We start from the raw sequence: 18,877 nt of genomic DNA on the forward strand, positions 1-18,877 counted from the left end.
GACGGGGACCCGGAGCGCGGCCCCCCTCGCTTCCGACCTGATGGTCGTCCCGAAGCGGTCCGAGAGCGTCCGGACACGCTCGCCGAGCCACCGGGCCGCGGCCGGTCACGACACGGCCCGCAGCGGCGCTCGGTAGGTGGTCTTCCGGGAGAACGTGTAGTGTTATCGCCTTGCGGCGATGGTGGTCCGAATCAGGCGCGGACGAGGTTCTGTGCGCGCGGGCCCTTGGGGGCCTGCTCGATGTCGAACTCGACCTCCTGCCCTTCGGTCAGATCGTCGCCGCCAACGTCGTCCATGTGGAAGAAAACGTCGTCGTCGGAGTCCTCAGTCGTGATGAAACCGTAACCGCCCGTGTCGTTGAAGAAGTCAACCTTGCCGTTTGCCATTGCGAATGAACGGAGACCGCCACCCCGTATAAGGGTTGTGTATACGTCCAGTAATAACCGAATCCGTGTGACGATCGCACACGACGTACTGTACTGTTCTCGAATAGTTCGTGTCCCGTCGGCCGACGGTCCGGGAGGCGCCCGAACGGTCACCCCCGGTCGTGGGTCGGAGGGGTTTCGGTGGGTCCCGGCAGCCGACGGCGCTCCCGCGGCGGCGTCGGGCGGCTGTCGGCGGCGGGTCTACCGACGGGCCTATACCCGTCGGCCGTCGTCTTCCGATGTGGATTCTCAGGAAGTCCGTCGTCAGTGGGCCGAGCGGTCCGGCGAGTTCTCGCCGACGTACTACGCCTACCGGGGGCCGGACGAGCGAAGCGAGGCCGTCCTCGACGCCATCAAGCGGCGCCTCGACACCGACGCCCGGGTCCTGGAACTCGGCTGTAGCTCCGGGCGTCACCTCTCCCATCTGTACGACAACGGGTTCCGCGACCTGCACGGTATCGAGTTGAACCCCGACGCCATCGAGGTGATGGCCGAGCACTACCCGGAGCTGGTCGACGCGGCCACCGTCCACATCGGCGCCATGGAGGACATCGTCGGCGAGTTCGCCGACGACGCGTTCGACGCGGTCTACTCCGTCGAGACCCTCCAGCATATCCACCCGGACGCGGAGTGGGTGTTCGCCGAGCTCGCGCGCATCACCGAGGACCTGCTCGTCACCGTCGAGAACGAGGGCGAGGACGACGAGGAGCTCAACTACGTCAACGACGAGGTGCCGCTGCACTACCGGGACTGGCACGCCGTGTTCACCGGTCTCGGCCTCACCGAGGACGAGACCCGGGCCGGCGACCGCGACACCATCCGGGCGTTCACGGCCCGGTAGGCCCACGGCCGGCTCGCACCAGTGCGGCCAGTTGGCCCGCGGGGTGGCCCAAGACCGCCGCGAGCAGACCGACGAGCACACGCTCGAGGACGAGCACGCCGGCCCCTCGGGCCATCGTCCGCCGCTCGCAGGGCCCGGGCGTGTTCGCCACCCGCTCCCCGCTCGTTCCCGACGGCCCGTCGGCCTCGGGTATCGACCCTTCGACAGCTCGGTGGCCGAGGGGCTGTCGAGGCAGGGGGTCGGGAGTGCCGGCAAACGCCCGGGCGACCGTCAGAGGCTTGCCCAGTCGAGGAAAGACACCGTATGACAGATCCGACAGCGCTCGTCGCCGGGGGCGGTGCGACCGGCGCCGGAGTCGCCCGTGACCTGACGCACCGTGGCGTCGACGTCACGCTGGTCGACCGCGATGGGTTAGGGGGCGGGACCTCCGGCCGGTCGCACGGACTGCTTCACAGTGGGGCCCGATACGCGGAGTCCGACCCGGTCGGGGCGGAGGAGTGCATCCAGGAGAGCCGGGTCCTGCGGGACATCGCCGGGGAGTGCATCCGGGAGACGGGCGGGCTCTTCGTCCAGCTCTCGGCCGACGACCCCGAGTACTTCGACGCGAAGCGCGCCAGTTGCGAGTCGGTCGGAATCCCGACGACGGTCATCGATGGTGACGCCGCCAGAGCGGCCGTCCCGGGACTCTCGGACGACGTCGAGCGTGCCATGCGCGTCCCCGACGCCGTCGTGTATCCCTCACGACTGGTCGCCGCCAACGCGGCCGACGCCCGTGACCGGGGCGCGACGGTCCACGTCGACGCCCCGGTCGAGGGAATGACCGTGGAAGGCGGACGAATCACGGGCGTCGAGCTCGGCGGCTCCGTCGGCGAGCGGATCGATCCGGACTACGTCGTCAACGCGGCCGGCGCGTGGGCCGGCCAGGTCGCCGCGATGGCCGGCCTCGACGTCGGGATGCGACCGACGCGCGGGGTGATGGTCTCCGTCGAATACGACGACCTCGGGCCGGTGTTGAACCGCTGTCGCAGCCCGGACGACGGGGACATCATCGTCCCCCACGACTCGGAGGTCGTCCTCGGGACGACCAGCGTTCCGGTCACGGACCCCGACGACTACCCGACCGACGAGCGGGAGGTCGAGCGAACCTACCGGGAGTGTGGGGCCATGCTCCCGCAGACCGTCGACGCACCGGAGGTCCGCACCTGGTGGGGGATCCGCCCGCTGTACGCGCCCGACGAGGACGAGCGCGGTGGCCGTGGGATCTCCCGCGGGTTCGTCAGGCTGGACCACGCCGAGGAGGGGGTCGAGAACTTCGCCAGTATCGTGGGCGGGAAGCTGACCACCTACCGGCAGATGGCGGAAGCGACCGCCGACCTCGTCTGTGACCGCCTGGGCGTCGACGCCGAGTGCATGACCGCGGACCGCCGACTGCCCGGTGTGGACGACCCGGACCGACTCGACGCGTTCGTCACCGAGTTCGATGGCCAGGGCCCAACCGACGCTGATGTCGTCGAATCCAGAACCTGAAGCCAGGCCCGGCTCGGGGAACGCCGAACCGTGTCCCGCCCGCCGTCCCCGACGGATGGCTCCACGTTCGCGACCGCGGGCCCCCGTCGAATCCGCGTGCGATAGGCTGGGACGACCGACGAACTGAGCAGTGCCCGTGGTCTCGAGCGCGGTTGGACGTCCCCGAGACAGCGTCTACCGACGGAGGACTGGTCTCGGCGCCTACGACTCACAATCCATCCGTACCGAATGTATTTACCGCAGCGATAGATGCCGCTCGGTCCACCATCTGCCCACTCTCGATTACCATTCCTCGAGCGGCCCTACCTGGAGGTCCGGACGGGCGCTACGGCCTCTTCAGGCGACTGACCAGCCGCGCTGTTTGTATTGTGCCTCCGTAGCATACGTGTACGGACGAAAACCAATATCTCGGCGTTGCCCGGTTTCGGCGCCAACCCACCTTATCGGACGGTTCCGCGCGGTTCCGACCGGGGTACATCGCGGAGACTGGCATACCAGCGTTCGCGAAACTGATAGATCACCGACATACCGTACCACGCCACGGCCGAACTACCTCGGCCTCGCGGAGCAGAACACGCTTCTCGGCACTACATAACGCTCCCGTTCACCATGACACACGAAGCGACAGTCGTTGACACGTATCAGATCACGCCCCGAGTGAGCGGATTCCGTCTGCGAGTACCCGGTCACGAGTTCGAGTACGACCCGGGACAGCACACAACGATCCGGTTCGGATCGGGCAACGAGCGGATCGTCCGCCCGTACACGCCGACGAACCTACCGGGTACTGAAGAGCTGGCACCGACGATCAAGCGCTACGACGACGGACTGGCATCGTCATGCACCAGAAGCGACCGGGTGACACGGTCGAGATCGGTCCGATAGAGGGCGCGTTATCGCTCGCCGACACGAGCCGAGACGTCGCCCTCCTCGCGTCCGGCCGGGCCTCACACCGATGATGGCGATGCTCCGGCAGTATCCACGCGAGGGCACTGGCCACGCGCAGATCATCCTCGGCGAGAAGCGAGAGGAGACCATCATCCACCGGGAGACGCTCAACGAGCTGGCGGCGAACAACCCTGATCTCGACCTGACCTTCGTGCTCTCGGACCCCAACTGGGAGTGGACCGGGCGGATCGGATACGCACAGGCCCACCTCGAAGACCTGTTCGACGAGTTCACCGAGCGGGACTTCTACGTCTGTGGGGTCCCGCCGATGGTCGTCCAGGCGAAGGACCGACTGGCCGAGCTCGGAGCGCCCGACGAGCGGATTCACAGCGAAGGCTGGGAGGACAGCGTGGTCGGAGACGACTAACGAGGCGTCACGGTATTCGGTCAGTGGAAGGGCCGCTCACGCTCGGTCCGACCGTCCTCGTTCGGCTCCCAGTGTGGTATCCCGGTCGACCCCCCTCGATTATCGTTCGAGGCGGCGCTCGGAGAGCCGCAGACAGCCGAGTCGGTCCATCGTGCCGTGCGCTACGAGTTCACGGAGCAGACCGAGATCCGCGCTCGCGTACGCCTTCAGGCAGCGGGCGAGCTCTGCCGAACCAACCGATCCGTCCTCGGGGTCGAGATACCGCTCGAGGAGCGTCGCATAGTCGCTGTCGGTCATCCGTGGGTCGGATACGTCCGAGGGCGGCGTGGCGTCGGCCCCGCCGCGCCAGTCCGCCCGGTCGATCCCGATGTCGTAGTCGCTGAGTAGAACCGGATCGACCTCGATGTCGAGCTGACGAGCCGCTTCGACAACCGTGTCAGCCTCCGATCCGATCGGGACGCGCCCCGGGGTTGCGTGGAAACACTCCTCCAGTACCCGCTCTGCTCCGGTCCCGATGATATCACCCCCCGATACCTGCGCGAGGCGCTGATAGAGCATTTCGAGCGGAGCGCGGTCCTGTCCACGCGTAACGAGCGTCGCCCCTTCTGCCTCGGAAAGGTCTTCGACGACGTGCTCGAGCAGGAGCTGTTCGTCTCGCGGGTCGGGTTCCTCGCGATGGTATACCGTCGCATCACCGGACCGGTCACAGTATGCGAAGCAGACGGCAGCGATTTCGTACGTCTCCGGGGCTTCCACCCGGACATTCCCTGTCTCATCCGTCTGCCGGGGCTGGACTGTCAGGGCGATACGTTCGTCGCTCGCCCCCAGCTGGACCAGCCACGGGGTGTCACGTTCAGCCAGTGACGGGTGTGTCTGGGGCTCCGGTGCCTGGATAGGTTCCATCCCGTCGCTCTCGGATGGGAGACGGAGGTGCGCCCCGAGCGAGTTCGACCGAACGACCCGGTCGAACCGGTACCATTCGCCGGGCTCCAACGACCATTCGGTAGTCGATGGCTCCTGGACCGCTACCCGTAGCTCCGTCCTCTCGATGTCGGTGCAGTGGAGCATACACGCGGGTTCCGCTGGGTCGGCTGCGACGTGGTCAACCCGGAGCGGAACCGCTGAACCTCCCTCGGCCGTGATCTCTCTCGAGGCTGTCATCCGTTCGGAAGAGTACGGCCTGTATCTACAAAAACCACGAGCCGTCCCCGTGGAGTGTCGGTCAGAGCCCGTCGACCTCTGCTGCAACTGATCGTTCCCGTTTGTAGAATCTGCACTCCTCGCCGGACGTGCTCTGTCCCTGTGCCGACCCGTGTGGCGGTCCCGATAGATCCGTACGGGCCGTCACCTCACATCTCGTCCAACCGCTCGACGTGTACTCCGTTGGGCCTGAACTGACGACTCCTCTCCCAGTACGTAACAGACGCGAGTCCCCCACGTCCGTTCAGTTCCGCTCGTGCGTAGACGGACGGGAACGCGGCCTCGGCACTCACGACTCGGAACCTATCCACAGTGAATCCGTTCAGCGCGTCTATACCGTCCGCTCGTCTCGTCACTGTTCGTCCAGCATCTGGATACCGCGCTCAACAACCGCCTCGGTCACGAAAAGACTCGTCTCACGCTGGAGTGCTCGCATACGCGATGCCGCTTCGTCTCTGTCGAGCAACCCGCGGCCGTAACCGAGCGCGATGACGCCGATGGAACCACGTCCTTCGACGCCCGTGTCGGACGCTGCCTCTCGGGCGGCGCGGTCGTCGGTGTGGAGAACGATTCCCCGCGCCTCAGCGACCGCAATCGCGGCGCGTTCCCCGGCGTCCAGCTCTTGCGCTCCGACTTGGCTTTCATCGGCTTCGGCGGGCCCGTGTGAGAGGTCGGCCAACTCGTCCGGAACACCACCGGCCTGGACTTCCTTCTAAACCCTCCCTGGTACGAGTAGTGTGTCGAACGCCGAGAACAGTTCGAGCGAGTCGACTTCGGCGAGGTGGATGAGCCGGTGCCGCGTCCGAGACAGTCGCGAGCGTCACGCGTTCGAACCCCAGTCGACGTCCTCTTCGACGACGTCACGCTCACGCTCCGCGCGCTCGACTTTCGTCCGACCGGCGCATTCGATGGCCTCCTCGCGGTCGAGTTCTCCGTCGAGATACTGCGCGAGTAGGAGGTCCTCCCACAGGTCCTCGGGCCCGCGTTCGAGTGGCCGCTCGAACAGTTCGGACTCGGGGAGGCCGCGAGCCCCCGCGATTTCTCGTACCCGGTCGGAGATTCCGGCGGCCGTACTGTGTGTTCGCTCGGCACCGTTCATCTATCCGCGTCTGCCAGTCCGGCGAGAACCTGACCGGGGCCTCTGTCTACCGTGGGCACAACCGGATGCCCTAGAGACGCTGTATGCTGTCAAAAGTGGCGGTCTCGGCAGTCGAACCCGGGCAGCCGAACTGCGACGGACCCCCAGGCACACTCGCAGCCGTGTCCAGACACGGAATCAGAGCCCGTGGGCGTCATTCGAAAGTTCATCTCAGTCCGAACTGATGGGACTACCGTCTCAGTCGGTCACGCTCTCGACGACGTCTGACCGTTCCTGTGCGAGTCTCGCGAGTGTCCCGGCTGCGACCTGCTGTACTGCCCGTTCGCCGTGGCTCCTGAGGTCCGCGATCGTCTCGGCGGCCGGCGTGACCGCGTCCGGATGCGTCGCTGCGAGGACGCCGAAGACACCGGTTGCGTTGTGCTGGATTGCGACATCGTTCGCGCTCAGGAGAGGCCGGAGCGCGTCAGCGGCCGGCGCGACTGCGCCCGGACACTCCTGTGCTACCGCCGCCAGCGCTTCGACAGCGTTGTGCCGGACTGTTCGGTTCTCGTGTTCGGCCAGCGCGGCGAGGTCCATCGCAGCGGGAGCCACCGCGTCTGCGTGTGTCTCTGCGACCCGTCCCAGAGCACCCGCGACCCACGCCGCAACAACAGGGTCGTCGGTGTCGAGGAGCGGGCGCACTGTGTCTATCTCTCTCGCAATCGTGTCGGCCCGGTCGGCGGCAGCGGCAGAGAGCGCTCTTGCCACGGTCCGTTGTGCCTCTCTACCGAGGTCCCGAGCCAGTCCCCCGACAGAGGCGTCGAACGGTTCGCCGTCGACTGCGGCTGCTGGCTCGGTGACAACAGCCTCGGCAACGGCCCGAAGTAGTTGTTCTCGCTCCCGTGTTGAACCAGCTACGGCATCACCGTTATGACGCTCCTCCGTCTCCCGTAGTGCTGTCAGCAGCGGGGACAGCTCTGTGGCCGACTCGCTCGCCTCGGTCGCTGGTGACCGCTCGTCCGGATCGGTGTCAGTCATCCGCTTCAGTGACCCGCTCGAAACCACAGCCGCGGGTCACGCTTTGACGACCGTCTCACCGACCGGCTGGAGTGTCTCCTCGAACTCGGAGACGCTCGTGCCGTCGGAGAAGAATCCAAGGAACCTGGCCGTCTCCGCCCCGTGGTTATGGAAGCCGTGTGGCACCATCGGCGGGACGACGGCGATGTCGCCACCTTCGATGTAGCCCTCTGCGTCGCCGGCCCACGCCTCGATGTCTTCGCCCTGCAGACAGACGACAACCTCCTCAGGGCTGTCGGTGTGGGTCCCCAGTTTCTTGCCGGGGTCGATCTCGAAGTAGACGACGTTGTGTCCCCCTTCGAGTTCCATCCCGGTCGTCGCCGGAAACTCCGGCGAGAACGGAAAGTTGACACCGACTTCCATCTCGGTCGTCTCCTGTGTCATCTCCACGAGGTCGAGTCCGCCCAGTGTGGCTGTCTTGAGTTCCGGCATCGGTCACTCGACTGTCTCCGTGTTCAGTTGGTCGTCCATACGGGTTAGTTTCGTCACCGGCAGCCCCGCGCGCTCGGAGTGTTGCTTGATCGCCTCCTCGCTGGGCGCCCGGTAGTGACAGTACGCACACTCCGAACCGCTCTCGGGGTCCTCGAGCACGTCGGTGCTCACCCACTCCACTTCGGTGCCCTCCTCTTTGAGTTCTGCAATTGCACCCTGTGAGGCCTGGAGGGCTTTCTGTTTGGTCTCTTCGTCGGTGATGTCTGCGTCCATCTCGCGCCAGATGCCAAAGTCGATCAGGTCTTCCTCTGACATACGCGGTGTGCTAACGATGGCCGGGGGGTTAAAGATAAGGAGAAATACATTTCACTCAGACAGTTTAGTGAAATTCTCTTCACGGGTTGTTGTTCACAGGGCCGGAGCGCCGTCGCTCCATCTGAAAGAACTGCCCGGTCCGCGGCTGTCCGGCGTGCTCAGTCGACGGCCTTTGCTGTGGGCCGGTCGATACTGCGGATGTTCATCTCCTCGTCGAACTCGACACTGACCGATTCCCTCTCGCCACTGATAGTTACGGTTACGGCGAGGGGGTCTCCGGAGACGCTGGTTTCCGAGTGTACCTCGAGCAGGTTGACGATCTCTTCGAACGTCGGTGCGAAGGCGTTGATCTCGCGATCGTCGAGGAACCCAATGACCGGGGTGAGGCCCAGACAGCAGAGTTCAATCGGGAGGCGTTTGCCGAATCCACAGGTTCGGCACCGCTGGTCGGCCCACACGGGTGACCTGGTCCCACAGGCCCCACACTGGTGACCGCCAGCGGAGTCGTGGTCCTCGCAGACCGACAGGGTGGCGTCGACGTGACCGCCACACTCCCTGCAGACGCCCTGCATGAGGTACGCCTGATCGAGCAGACACCGGAACAGACCGGCCTCGGCGGCCTCCTGGGTGCTGCGGTCCACGAGTCCCGCCGCCGGGTAGTTGGCGAAGTATACCATCCCTTCGGGTATCTCGTCGCCGAACAGTCCATCACACACTGTTCACTCGATCCGGAGCCACTGGTCCCTGTATGCGGCCGTCATCGGTGATTCACACAGTGGACAGTCCATACCGAGGTCCGCAGAGAGGTCGACATCCTCTGCGCCCGAGACGGCGATTACTGTCCGAGCGATGCGTTTGCCGGCCCCGCTCAACCGGTAGCCGTCGTCCGTCTGCCGGACGAACTGTGGCATCAACTCCGAGATGTGGTAGTTGAACTTTCCGTTGTCGTCGACGCCGACCTCGCCCCGTAACTCCGAGAACGACATGCTCCGGGTGTCACCGCGGACGTCGTCGTACTGCCTTGCCGCCCCTGCCTGCCAGAGCGCTCTGATGATGTCGAGACGAATCTCGTTGCCCAAAATAGAGAACGCTTCGTCAGGGGTGATTCCCTCGAGGTCGATATCCGGCACCAACCGCGTCAGTGACATATCTCGCGGCAGGGACTCTACGAACATAACTGTATCACCGTCTCGGGTCTCCCCGCCCGACGCCCGCTCTACCGTCTCGAGCGGCTATCGCACCTGAACAGCGCACAGATTGGAGAGAACAACAACCCGTCTCTCCGGACGGTGAAGCGGCGACGAGCGTCCCGCGCTGACTGCCTGACGACTACTACTCGGAAGTAGACGGTGAAAACAGCTGATAAACCGGTTGTGGAGTGTGGCGGTTCTGGAGTTTGGCGGGGAGTGGCGGACTGCGACTGCTCGCGCCCGTCCACGCCCGGCATCTACTCGTTATCCACCCCACTCTCCCCGGAAACTACCGGTAAATCGGTGGCCTCGGCACTCATAGGGCTCGTCACGGCCGGGGGCCACCCGGCTCGGGCCCCGTCCTCGTCATCGACCGGGTGATGGTAGGCCCCGGTCCAGCAAGTCGGTTGCCCCTGAAGCCGGATGCCCGGGAGTTCGCGGTCGAGCGGCTGCCCCGACTGGTCGAGACCGACGCGTCGTGACCACCGGGCGGGGCCTCATCCACCGCAGGAAAGACCGATGTGACCACGCCTCCTAACGCCTGTAGATGCCGGACCGCCGTCGCCGGGTCGCGCTGGCACTCGTCGTCTTCAGCGTTCTGTTCGCGCAGGTGCTCCTCTACCCGGGGGTCGACCGGCTGGTCGGCGCCCTCGGCGCGGCGATGGACCTGAACGCGAGTATGTGGTTCCTCGCGGCGGAGTTCGCCGCGTTCGTCCTCTTCGCGGGGCTCTGGGGTGCCGCCAGCGACCGTGCCGGTCGCCGCATTCCGTTCATCGTCGTGGGAGCACTCGGGGGGGCGCTGGGCTACGCCACGCTGGCGGTCCTCCCGCGGGTCGTCGATCCCTCCTTTGAGGTCGTCCTGCTGCTGCGCGCGCTCCAGGGTGCGGCCACCATCGGCCCGTTCTCACTGGCGATGACCGGGCTGATGGAACTGGACGGCGGCCACGGACGGAACATGGGCGCGGCGGGCATCGCCATCGGTTCGGGGACGGCGCTGGGCGCCCCGGTCGGCGGCCAGCTCTACGGGCTCGGCCCGCTGGTCCCGCTCTGGGTCGCCGCTGGCGCGCTCGTCGTGGCGGCCGGGCTGGCCGCCCGGGTCGGCGAGGTCGCCACCGCCGACCGTGACGACGATGACGAGGGCTCGCTCGGCGAGATCCTGACGGGGCTCCGGCGGACGCCCGCGCTCGCCGTCCCGTACGCCTTCGGCTTCATCGACCGACTGACGGCCGGCTTCTTCGCGCTCGTCGGCACGCTCTACTTCCGATCGGCCCTGGGGGCGAGTCCCGGGATGACCGGGTTGTTGCTGGGCTGCTTCTTCGTCCCGTTCGCGCTGCTGCAGTTCCCCTTCGGCATCCTCTCGGACCGCGTCGGCCGGGTCGCGCCGATCGTGGCCGGCTCCGCCCTGTACGGGATCGGCGTCGCGCTGGTCGGCGTCGCGCCGAACGTCCCAGCCGTGGCCGGCGCGATGCTCGCGGTCGGCGTGCTGGGAGCGCTGATGGCCCCTGCGACGATGGCGCTGGTGACCGACCTGTCCGGGGTCGACCGCCGCGGTGTAGCAATGGCCGGGTTCAACGTCTTCGGCAGCATCGGCTTCCTCGTCGGCATCGTCGGGGGCGGGCTCGCCGCGAACGTGCTCGGCTTCGGCACGGCCTTCCTCGCCGCCGGCGGCGTGGAGGTGCTGCTGGCGGTGCTGGCGCTCCCCTACCTGCTCCGACTGGATGTCGACCGGCAGGCGCTGTTCGCGCGGTGAGAACGGGTGTCGCTCAGTTCCGGTCGCCGCCGGCGTCCTCAGCGGCGTCGCGGAGCATGCCGAGGAGTTCCTTGCGGCTCTGCTGGGCCTCCTCGCCGATCTCGGCCAGGATGTCGCTCCCGGGGAACGGGCTGGACTCGTTGAACTCGATGAACAGGTCCTCCAGGGCCGTGTTCGTCTCGTCGGCCGCGTCGATCAGGTCCTGGACGAACTCCTCCGGGGAGACGTCCGTGTCGTCGAGCAGGCCCGAGAGGGGACCGTCCTCGAACAGCCGCGTGAGCTCTTCCACCGGGTCGTCATCGCTCGCGCTCATAGCGCGCGGCGCTACGCCCACCCGGGGCATAGACCTGACGACGACCCGAAGCGCTCCGGAGCACCCCGCGAGCGGCAGCCTCGAGGTCGGTGCCGCTACTCGAGTCGGTCGAGCGCTCCCGCGACCACCAGGGGGAGGGTGATGGTCGCGTCCGCGTAGACGGAGACGTTCCGGGCCTCCTTCTCCAGCTTCCCCCAGGAGCGGGCCTCGTCGAGCGTCGCGCCCGAGAGCCCGCCGGTCTGGGGCGGGTCCATCGTCAGCTGGACGGCGTAGTCGTACGCGCCGGGCGTCACGAGCATCGTCTGGAGGACGTAGTTCTTCGGGACGCCGCCACCGACCACGAGGGCACCGGTCTCGTCGGCCTCGTAGGCCAGGTCGTTCAGGTCGCTCATGTCCGACAGCGCGTCGAGCGAGAACCCCGAGACCTGCGAGCGGAGCCACGCCTGCAGCCCGAGCACGGAGTCCTGGACCGCGGGCGCGTAGATGGGGACGTCGTGCTCGTGTGCGGCGGCCGCGATGCCGGCGTCCTCGTCGACCCCCTCGCGCTCGTTGACGCGGGCGTTCGCGGCCCCGAGCGCGTCCGTGAACGCCGCGATGGAGACGACCTCCTCGCCGAGTTCGGGGAACACCTCCGCCCGCAGGTGGTCCTCGAAGGTCGCGAAGTGCTCCTGGGGGAGATAGACGTTGTAGATCCGGTCGACGCCCTCGTCGCGGAGCCGCTCGTCGTGCTCGCGCTCGGAGCTGTCCGGTGCGTGGACGCGGCCGTGGTGATGCTTCCCCCCGACCGCCTCGATGGCGTCGTGTGTCAGGTTCGCACCCGTGGTCACCAGGGCGTCGATGTGACCGTCGCGGACGAGGTCCGTCACCAGGGCCCGCATCCCGGCGGGCACCATCGCGCCCGCCAGCCCGAGCAGCGTCGTCACGTCGTCACGGAACAGCTCGGCCGTCACGTCGACCGCCTCGTGGAGGTCGGCCGCGCCGATGCCCGCGTCCCCGTACTCCGCCACGAGGTCCGCCACGGCCATCCCGGCCCGCGCGTCTATGTGGTCGACGGGGTCGTGGCCGAACTCCTCGCGCTCCGGGTCGTCGTGGTCCGGATGCTCCACGTCCGCCGCATCGGCGTCGTCGTGGCCGTCGCTCGTGTCCTCGTGCCCAGCCCCGGCGTCCTCGGTCATGCACGAGCGTGCGGGCGGCCCGGGTTTGAACAATGCGGTTGGCCGGGGCGAAAAACAACGCTGGGAAGCCAAGCAGTACCGAACAACGGAATAGATAAACGGAGAGACATCCGGATACAACACTTGTTCGGCATCTCGCCGCAATACGATGCCGGCCGGCCCATCACTCCGTTCGCGGGGTCGCAACGACCGCGAGATGGTCCTCGTGGGTCGGCGTCAGCCGCTCGGTCGCCAGCACCTCGTACCCGCTCCGGAGGTCCTCGAGGACCCGCTCGAACACGTCCCCGGGGTCGGCGACCACGTCCTCGCTCCGGGCCTTCACCGCCAGCAGCAGTCGGCCGTCGTCGGCCAGGAACCGGCGGTTCCGCAGCGCGACCTCGGCCTGCCCGCGGGTCGCCACGTCCTGGACGATGGCGTCCACGGGCTCGACGACGTGGGCGTACGAAGCTGGTTCGCGGGCGTCTTTCAGCAGCGGGAACAGGTTCGACCGCGGTGCTGCGGCGTCCAGCAGGTCCCGGGTCGGCCGGGGGGCGAACTCGACGGCGTAGGTTGGTCCCGCGAAGTCGGCGACGTGCGAGACGGTCGTCCCCGCCGCGGCACCGAGGTACAGCACCGGCTCCCCGCCGGTGAGCCCGGTGTCCAGCCCCCGCGAGAGCATGGCGCCGAGCTTCGACCGGCTGGCGTCCCACGCCCGCCAGTCACCGTCGGTCGGCTCCCCGTACACGGGCGACCCGCGGGTTGCGAGGCGCTCCCGGCCGTCGAACGGCCGTCGCTCGACGCCGTCGGGGAGCCCGTCGCTCACCGGTCCGCACCCCCTTCGGCCCCCTCGTCGGCATCGTCCCGTCGGGCCCGGATGGTCGCGACGCGTTCGCGCAGCTGCTCGTCCAGCTCCGGCCGGCGCTCGCCGGTGTAGTGGTCGGCCCGGGCGGCGATGGCGAGCTTCCCGGCCAGCGCGCGCGCCGCCGACCCACGGTCCTCGGGGTGTGTGTTCCGGACCGCCTCGTGTGTGTAGATGACCCCGTGCTTGGGCGAGGGCGCGTGCCCGCGGAGGTGGGCGAACAGCGCCTCCTCCGCGCCGAGCACCTGCACCGTCCCGGACGGCTTGCGCGCGAGCGTCTCCAGCCCGCCGGCCAGCGAGACGAGCCGCGCCGCGAGCACGGGTCCCGCCAGCGCGGCGAGATTGGGCGCCACCTCCGGTGCCGTGCGCTCGATGCTCCGGCGCAGGGCGGTCGCCTCGTCGTCGAGGTCCCGCACCCGCCGGGCGAGTTCGACGACTCGCCGCTGTTCGGGGTCCGGGTCGCGCTCGGCCAGCCCGAGACAGTAGTCGACGCCCGTTCCGGCATCGCCGAACAGCGTCGCCGCCCACTCGGCGACCCGCTCGGCGAGCTCGTTCGCGACCCGCTCGCAGTCGTCCATCGCCCGGACCACGCGCTGCAACTGCTGGACGTCCGACCGTCCGTGCTCCTGCACGGCGGCCCGCGTCGCCGCCATCGTCGCGTCGTGTAAAATTTCGTAATAATCGTTCTCGTCGGCAGCGAACCCCGACTCGACCGCGCGCGACGGCCAGTCATCTGGAGCGTCCGCGGTGCCATCGCGGATGGCCGCTGTGGCTGCCGCCTCGTCGTCGCGGTCGATTCCCCCGAACCAGCCCTCGCCCGAGGGAGCGGTACCGTCCATGACCGACCGTTGCGCGGTGGCTCACATAGACGTACTGGAGACCGGTTTGGGGAGATACGGGGGACGCTTCACCTCCGACACGTGCCGTCGCGGGGAACTGACCGGCTTCCGAGGAGTGCTAACGATTAACACGAGCCCCCACGAACCGCCGCGAGCATGACAGCAGAGTCAGCGAGTTCGCGGACGGGGTACGCCGTCTTCATCGAGGAGATCACCGACTGGGACCGCTACCTGAACGAGTACCTTCCGGCAGCCGACGAGACGCTGGACGAGCACGGCGGGACGCTGGCCGTCTGGAACCGTGATCCCGACGTCATCGAGGGGGAGTGGGACCACAACATGACCGTCGTGGTGGAGTTCCCGTCGGTCGAGGACGCCCGAGCGTGGTACGAGGGGCCCGCCTACGAGGCGGTCAAGGGGATCCGACACGAGGCCTGCGAGTACGCCCACGCCATCATCACGCCGGAGTTCGCCCCGGAGGACCTGGAAGGGTAGGTCGGGTTCCGAACCGCTCGGTTCCGGCGTCGAACCCGGCGTCAGCGCCGACCCGTCACCAGTCGTAGGCCTCGTGGACCGCCCGTCCCTCCGCGTTCAGGACCGGGCCACGAACGCCGGTGATGCCGTCGAGTATCGCTGCCGACCGGACGGCCGCGCCGCCGCCGGTGAACTCGACGACCTCGTCGGCGTCGACGCTGTACACGACCCGACCGAGCGCCGTCGACCGCAGGCCGCCGGCACACATCGGACACGGCTCCGTGCTCGTGTACATGGCCGTCGCGGCACGCTCCTCCGGTGTGAACTCCCGGACGGCTCGCATCGCGAGGTCCAGCTCCGGGTGCCGGCGGATGTCGTCCGCCGTGTTGACGCGGTTCGACGCCTCCAGCACGATATCGTCCCCCCGGATCAAGACGCTCCCGAACGGCTCGTCCCCCCGGTCGGCGGCCTCCCCGGCCAGTTCGATGGCGCGCCGCATGTGTGTCTCGTGGTCGAACGTGTCGAGGTCGGTCGACATACTCGGAGGTCGAGCGGGACGACTAAAACCTGCAGGCCGGGGGTACGGACCATCGCCACAGGCAAGAGCAGTGCCGGTGAGTGCGCTGGGGCCCGGTCCACATCAGCCGGATGCGCGGTATCACCGACCCGGCCGGTGAACTCGTGGCGGTCCAGTACGACGGTTTTTGTCGCCCGACGGCGTACAACTCGCTGTGACCGACAGTCGGCCGAGCCCTCCGACTCCCACCCGCGTTCCCGCGCCGGCCGAGTGTCTACAGCGTCGCGTGGATACGGACGGACGAGCCGCCGACGGGTCGCCGTCCGGAGCCGTCGTCTGGCATCGCGAGGACCTGCGGATCCGCGACCATCCGGCGGTGACCGCGGCGACGACCCACGCGGATGTCGTCCTCCCGCTGTTCGTCTTCGATACCGGGTTCTACGGCGATGCCGGACTGGCGTGTGACGCGCGTATCCGCTTCCTCCACGAGTGTCTGCTCGACCTGGACGACCGCTACGATACCGCCAGCGCGGGCCATGCCGGCCTCACCTACGGCCACGGCGACCCGATCCCGGTTCTTGCGGCGTTCATCGAGGCTGGCTGGACGGTGTTCGCGGCACGGACACCGACGGGACGGTACGGCCTCGAACGCGACGAGGCGGCGTCGGACCTGGGTGTCAGGTTCGTCTCGGGCGACGGCCTCCGCAGGGACGTCGACCGGACGCGTGACGGCTGGAGCGATCACATCGAGGCGTGGTTCGAGGCCGACCCGTGCGAGCCCTCGCTCTCGGAGACGACGCTGGCCGGCCTCGAGACGGGTGTGACGGTCGACGCCATCGAGCGATGGTACGACACCGACCCGCGGAAGTCGCAGGTTCCGTCCGGCGGAACGACCGTCGCCCGCGAGAAGCTGGAGCGGTTCGTCGGGCAACTGGGCGACTACCCGGGCAACATCTCGTCGCCGCTGGACGCCCGTGACGGCTGTAGCGGGCTCTCGCCGTACATCCGCTTTGGCTGCCTCTCGACGCGGCAGGTCTACCAGTACGTCCACGACCACGCACCCGACGGCCGAGGGCGGGACATGTTCACCTCGCGGCTGTTCTGGAACCGGCACTACAACCAGAAGCTGGAGGACTGGCCGGGCTGGCTCGACACCGCGGTGAACCCGGAGCTTGCGGGGTTCAACCGCGAGGAGTACGACCCCGAACTGGTGGCCGCCTGGAAGGAGGGGCGGACCGGCTATCCGATGGTGGACGCGTCGATGCGATGCCTCCGGGGGACCGGCTGGCTCAACTTCCGGATGCGGGCGATGTGTGCCAGCGTCTACTACCACCTGCTCCAGCAGCCGTGGCGGATCGGCGCCGACTGGTACCATCATCACCTCATCGACTCGGACGCGGCCATCAACTACACCCAGTGGCAGTCACAGGCCGGGCTCGTCGGCAAACCGAGTCTCCGACTGTACAATCCCCGCAAGCAGGTCCGGGACCAGGACCCCGAGGGCGAGTGGATCCGCCGCTGGGTGCCCGAACTCGAAGGGCTCCCGGCGGAGCACCTCCCGCAGCCGGAGAAGACGCCGCCGAACGTGCAGGCCGAGTGCGGGGTCGTTATCGGCGACGACCCGGACGCGGACTACCCGCGCCCGGTGGTCGAGTACGAGGCGGCCAAGGAGCGGTTCTGGCGGCGATACGAGGACGCCAAGGCGGCCGCCGCGGCCCGCCTCGCCGACGAGGAGGTCGCCAGGCGGGCCTCGCTCTCCCGCGGCATCGCCGGCGCGAGGGCCATCGCGGAGAAGTACGGCGAGGAGTCCGACGACGGGGGCACGCAGACGGACCTCACCGCGTTCTGAGTGTCGGGAGCTACCGTCCGGCTGGCGGCTCGGACTCGCACCGGACCGTCCTGGGGCTCTCGTACCCGGGCCGACCCGGCTCGGACAACATACTTGCGTGGTAGCGTCCAACCGTAGCACATGCAACGGTCGCCGGAGGACACCCCGGCCGAGGGGACACGGTTCGTGGGGGCTCCTACGTGACGGTTCGGCCGACGCTTCCGCCGGAGGACGCCGAGCCGACGCGCCTGCTTGCGCTCCCGGGCACCGCCGTCGAGTCCCACCACCGGGACACCGTGGTGGCGATGCTGGAGGCGGTCGCCCCCGACCTCGTCGTCGCGACACCCCCGCGGGCCGGCACTGTCGGTGCCGCCGTTCCGCGCCAGGTGGGGACTCCGGTCCTCGCCCCCGAGCGCGGCCGCCTGCCCGACGCCGTGCCCACGAAGGGGGGCACCGTGCTCGTCGCGACGATCCCGACGACCGCGCGGGGCCTGGACGCGGCCGAGGTCAGGGGGCGCGGCCAACGGGAGCGGCGAGGGGAGCCCGACGGGACACCGCACGAGGAGCACCGGGTCTGCCTGACCGCCCGCGTCACGCTCGACGTCGACCCGTACGCACGGGAGGCCTCGATAGACGGGCTGGACGGGTACGCCGACCAGCTCCCGGACGGCTGGCTGACCGGCGACACGACCCACTGCTCGACCGGACTCCGGGCCGGCTATCGGACGACCACGCGGGCCGACGGCGAGCCGGTCTCGCTGGTCGGCATCGGGCGGACGGAGGCCTCGCTGGGCGTCGGCGCCACCGACGATGGCCCGGAGCCGACGCTCGTCGAGGTGTACCCGAACGGTGCGGTCGGGACCGGGACGGTCGACCCCGGCGCGTTCGGCCTGCGCGGGGTCCCCGGTATCGGCGAGAAGCGGGCGCGCACGCTCCGACGCGCCGGGTTCTCGACGCCGCGTGACGTGGCGGACGCCCCGCCCCGCGAGCTCGCTGACCTGTCGGGGCTCGGTCGGTCCAGCGCGACCGGACTCCGGGCAGCGGCCGAGGCCCGCGCTCACGGGACTGCCGTCGCGACCGGCGACGACTCGCTTCCCCGGGGTGACCCGATCTTCGTCGACATCGAGACGGACGGGCGCGAGCCGTCGTGTGCGTGGCTCATCGGCGTCCTCGACGGCGGGGCCGAGGACGGCCACTACATGCCGTTCATGGAGTCCGAACCCGGGGACACGGGCCATCTCGAGTCCTTCCTCCACTGGCTCGACGCCAACGCCGGCGGCCGGCCGCTCGTCGCGTGGTACGGCTACCAGTTCGACTTCCCCGTGCTGCGCGATCTGATCCAGCAGCACTACCCCGACCACGTGGAACGCTGGGACGACCGGTACCAGTTCGACCTGCTCTGGTGGGCGCGGGACAAGAACGGCGGCAACGTCGCCCTTCCCGGCCGGAGCAACACGCTCGAACCGGTCGCGGAGGGGCTGGGCTGGGAGCCGGAGACGACCGGTATCGACGGCGGCGTCGTCGCGCGGGTGTACACCGCATACCGCCGGGCGTGGCTCTCGGCGGACGAACCCCACAGCGTCGAGGCCCCCGACTGGGACCGCCTGGCGGCCTACTGCGAGGACGACGTGCGGGCCCTGGCGACGATCTACGAGGCGTGCGAGGCGGCCGCCCGGCGTGACCCCGGGACGACCCGGGACACGGACAGCGGCACGCAGGGCGCGCTGTCGGACTTCACCTGAC

At 68.5% G+C, this 18,877-nt stretch carries 21 protein-coding genes and 1 pseudogene; 8 read left to right on the top strand and 14 right to left on the bottom strand.

From position 1 onward, the window contains the following. Nucleotides 1-191: 191 nt before the first annotated feature. A complete protein-coding gene (locus DP107_RS10045; protein WP_144262029.1) occupies nucleotides 192-386 on the bottom strand; it encodes a cold-shock protein in 195 nt (64 codons plus the stop codon). 280 nt (nucleotides 387-666) lie between these two features. On the opposite strand from DP107_RS10045, the gene DP107_RS10050 reads away from it, so the two are divergent. From DP107_RS10050 to DP107_RS20745, 4 genes are all read left to right on the top strand, one after another. Then, nucleotides 667-1,266, top strand: coding sequence for a class I SAM-dependent methyltransferase (locus tag DP107_RS10050; protein WP_144262030.1), 600 nt, complete (start codon nucleotides 667-669; stop codon nucleotides 1,264-1,266). 303 nt (nucleotides 1,267-1,569) lie between these two features. Beyond that, complete coding sequence (locus DP107_RS10055) at nucleotides 1,570-2,793, top strand: FAD-dependent oxidoreductase (protein WP_144262031.1); 1,224 nt, start codon at nucleotides 1,570-1,572, stop codon at nucleotides 2,791-2,793. A 609-nt stretch (nucleotides 2,794-3,402) separates the two neighbouring features. Next, nucleotides 3,403-3,678 (top strand): FAD-binding oxidoreductase, encoded by a 276-nt coding sequence (locus DP107_RS20740; protein WP_238330846.1) that lies wholly within the window; start codon nucleotides 3,403-3,405, stop codon nucleotides 3,676-3,678. A gap of 70 nt (nucleotides 3,679-3,748) precedes the next feature. Beyond that, entirely contained in the window at nucleotides 3,749-4,108 is a 360-nt protein-coding gene (locus tag DP107_RS20745) for a ferredoxin--NADP reductase (RefSeq protein WP_238330847.1), read from the top strand. Nucleotides 4,109-4,207: 99 nt separating this feature from the next. On the opposite strand, the gene DP107_RS10065 is transcribed toward DP107_RS20745, so the two are convergent. The 8 genes and pseudogenes from DP107_RS10065 to DP107_RS10100 all read right to left on the bottom strand — a co-directional run bounded on the left by DP107_RS10065 (nucleotide 4,208) and on the right by DP107_RS10100 (nucleotide 9,358). Next, the gene (locus tag DP107_RS10065) at nucleotides 4,208-5,176 is read right to left on the bottom strand and encodes a hypothetical protein (RefSeq protein WP_144262032.1); all 969 of its coding nucleotides are present in this window, start codon (nucleotides 5,174-5,176) and stop codon (nucleotides 4,208-4,210) included. A gap of 484 nt (nucleotides 5,177-5,660) precedes the next feature. Further along, nucleotides 5,661-6,132 (bottom strand): annotated as a pseudogene (locus DP107_RS10070) (nucleic acid-binding protein). Then, nucleotides 6,129-6,407, bottom strand: a complete 279-nt coding sequence (locus DP107_RS10075) for a hypothetical protein (protein WP_144262033.1) — start codon at nucleotides 6,405-6,407, stop codon at nucleotides 6,129-6,131. Before DP107_RS10075 ends, DP107_RS10070 begins: the two are co-directional and overlap by 4 nt. A 237-nt stretch (nucleotides 6,408-6,644) precedes the next feature. Continuing rightward, nucleotides 6,645-7,424: a HEAT repeat domain-containing protein gene (locus tag DP107_RS10080; RefSeq protein ID WP_144262034.1), complete on the bottom strand. Its 780-nt coding sequence runs from the start codon at nucleotides 7,422-7,424 to the stop codon at nucleotides 6,645-6,647. Between the two features lie 36 nt (nucleotides 7,425-7,460). Then, entirely contained in the window at nucleotides 7,461-7,895 is a 435-nt protein-coding gene (locus DP107_RS10085; RefSeq protein WP_144262035.1) for a cupin domain-containing protein, read from the bottom strand. A gap of 3 nt (nucleotides 7,896-7,898) precedes the next feature. After that, the gene (locus DP107_RS10090; RefSeq protein ID WP_144262036.1) at nucleotides 7,899-8,210 is read right to left on the bottom strand and encodes a nickel-binding protein; all 312 of its coding nucleotides are present in this window, start codon (nucleotides 8,208-8,210) and stop codon (nucleotides 7,899-7,901) included. 158 nt (nucleotides 8,211-8,368) lie between these two features. Beyond that, a complete protein-coding gene (locus DP107_RS10095; RefSeq protein ID WP_144262037.1) occupies nucleotides 8,369-8,926 on the bottom strand; it encodes a DUF7351 domain-containing protein in 558 nt (185 codons plus the stop codon). A 3-nt stretch (nucleotides 8,927-8,929) separates the two neighbouring features. Next, nucleotides 8,930-9,358 (bottom strand): DUF7347 domain-containing protein, encoded by a 429-nt coding sequence (locus tag DP107_RS10100; protein ID WP_144262038.1) that lies wholly within the window; start codon nucleotides 9,356-9,358, stop codon nucleotides 8,930-8,932. A gap of 589 nt (nucleotides 9,359-9,947) precedes the next feature. Here DP107_RS10100 and DP107_RS10105 point away from each other — a divergent pair. Then, the gene (locus DP107_RS10105; protein WP_144262039.1) at nucleotides 9,948-11,150 is read left to right on the top strand and encodes an MFS transporter; all 1,203 of its coding nucleotides are present in this window, start codon (nucleotides 9,948-9,950) and stop codon (nucleotides 11,148-11,150) included. Nucleotides 11,151-11,163: 13 nt separating this feature from the next. On the opposite strand, the gene DP107_RS10110 is transcribed toward DP107_RS10105, so the two are convergent. From DP107_RS10110 to DP107_RS10125, 4 genes are all read right to left on the bottom strand, one after another. Then, nucleotides 11,164-11,463 carry a hypothetical protein gene (locus tag DP107_RS10110; RefSeq protein WP_144262040.1) on the bottom strand — a complete coding sequence of 100 codons (300 nt, stop codon included), beginning with the start codon at nucleotides 11,461-11,463 and terminating at the stop codon, nucleotides 11,164-11,166. A 95-nt stretch (nucleotides 11,464-11,558) separates the two neighbouring features. Beyond that, the gene (locus DP107_RS10115) at nucleotides 11,559-12,638 is read right to left on the bottom strand and encodes a deoxyhypusine synthase (protein ID WP_144262041.1); all 1,080 of its coding nucleotides are present in this window, start codon (nucleotides 12,636-12,638) and stop codon (nucleotides 11,559-11,561) included. 163 nt (nucleotides 12,639-12,801) lie between these two features. Further along, complete coding sequence (locus tag DP107_RS10120; protein WP_144262042.1) at nucleotides 12,802-13,440, bottom strand: fibrillarin-like rRNA/tRNA 2'-O-methyltransferase; 639 nt, start codon at nucleotides 13,438-13,440, stop codon at nucleotides 12,802-12,804. Beyond that, nucleotides 13,437-14,315 carry an NOP5/NOP56 family protein gene (locus tag DP107_RS10125; protein WP_144262043.1) on the bottom strand — a complete coding sequence of 293 codons (879 nt, stop codon included), beginning with the start codon at nucleotides 14,313-14,315 and terminating at the stop codon, nucleotides 13,437-13,439. Before DP107_RS10125 ends, DP107_RS10120 begins: the two co-directional genes overlap by 4 nt. A 156-nt stretch (nucleotides 14,316-14,471) precedes the next feature. On the opposite strand from DP107_RS10125, the gene DP107_RS10130 reads away from it, so the two are divergent. After that, on the top strand, nucleotides 14,472-14,810 hold the full coding sequence (locus tag DP107_RS10130) for a DUF1330 domain-containing protein (protein WP_144262044.1): 339 nt from the start codon (nucleotides 14,472-14,474) through the stop codon (nucleotides 14,808-14,810). A gap of 55 nt (nucleotides 14,811-14,865) precedes the next feature. On the opposite strand, the gene DP107_RS10135 is transcribed toward DP107_RS10130, so the two are convergent. Then, the gene (locus DP107_RS10135; RefSeq protein WP_144262045.1) at nucleotides 14,866-15,327 is read right to left on the bottom strand and encodes a nucleoside deaminase; all 462 of its coding nucleotides are present in this window, start codon (nucleotides 15,325-15,327) and stop codon (nucleotides 14,866-14,868) included. Between the two features lie 265 nt (nucleotides 15,328-15,592). On the opposite strand from DP107_RS10135, the gene DP107_RS10140 reads away from it, so the two are divergent. Together DP107_RS10140 and DP107_RS10145 are read left to right on the top strand one after the other, a co-directional pair. Next, nucleotides 15,593-17,155 carry an FAD-binding domain-containing protein gene (locus DP107_RS10140; protein ID WP_144262046.1) on the top strand — a complete coding sequence of 521 codons (1,563 nt, stop codon included), beginning with the start codon at nucleotides 15,593-15,595 and terminating at the stop codon, nucleotides 17,153-17,155. Nucleotides 17,156-17,334: 179 nt separating this feature from the next. Then, complete coding sequence (locus DP107_RS10145) at nucleotides 17,335-18,876, top strand: ribonuclease H-like domain-containing protein (protein WP_144262047.1); 1,542 nt, start codon at nucleotides 17,335-17,337, stop codon at nucleotides 18,874-18,876. Nucleotide 18,877 lies beyond the last annotated feature (1 nt).

It is taken from the genome of Haloglomus irregulare, from assembly GCF_007421925.1.
In the GTDB taxonomy this organism is placed as follows: Archaea; Halobacteriota; Halobacteria; order Halobacteriales; family Haloarculaceae; genus Haloglomus; species Haloglomus irregulare.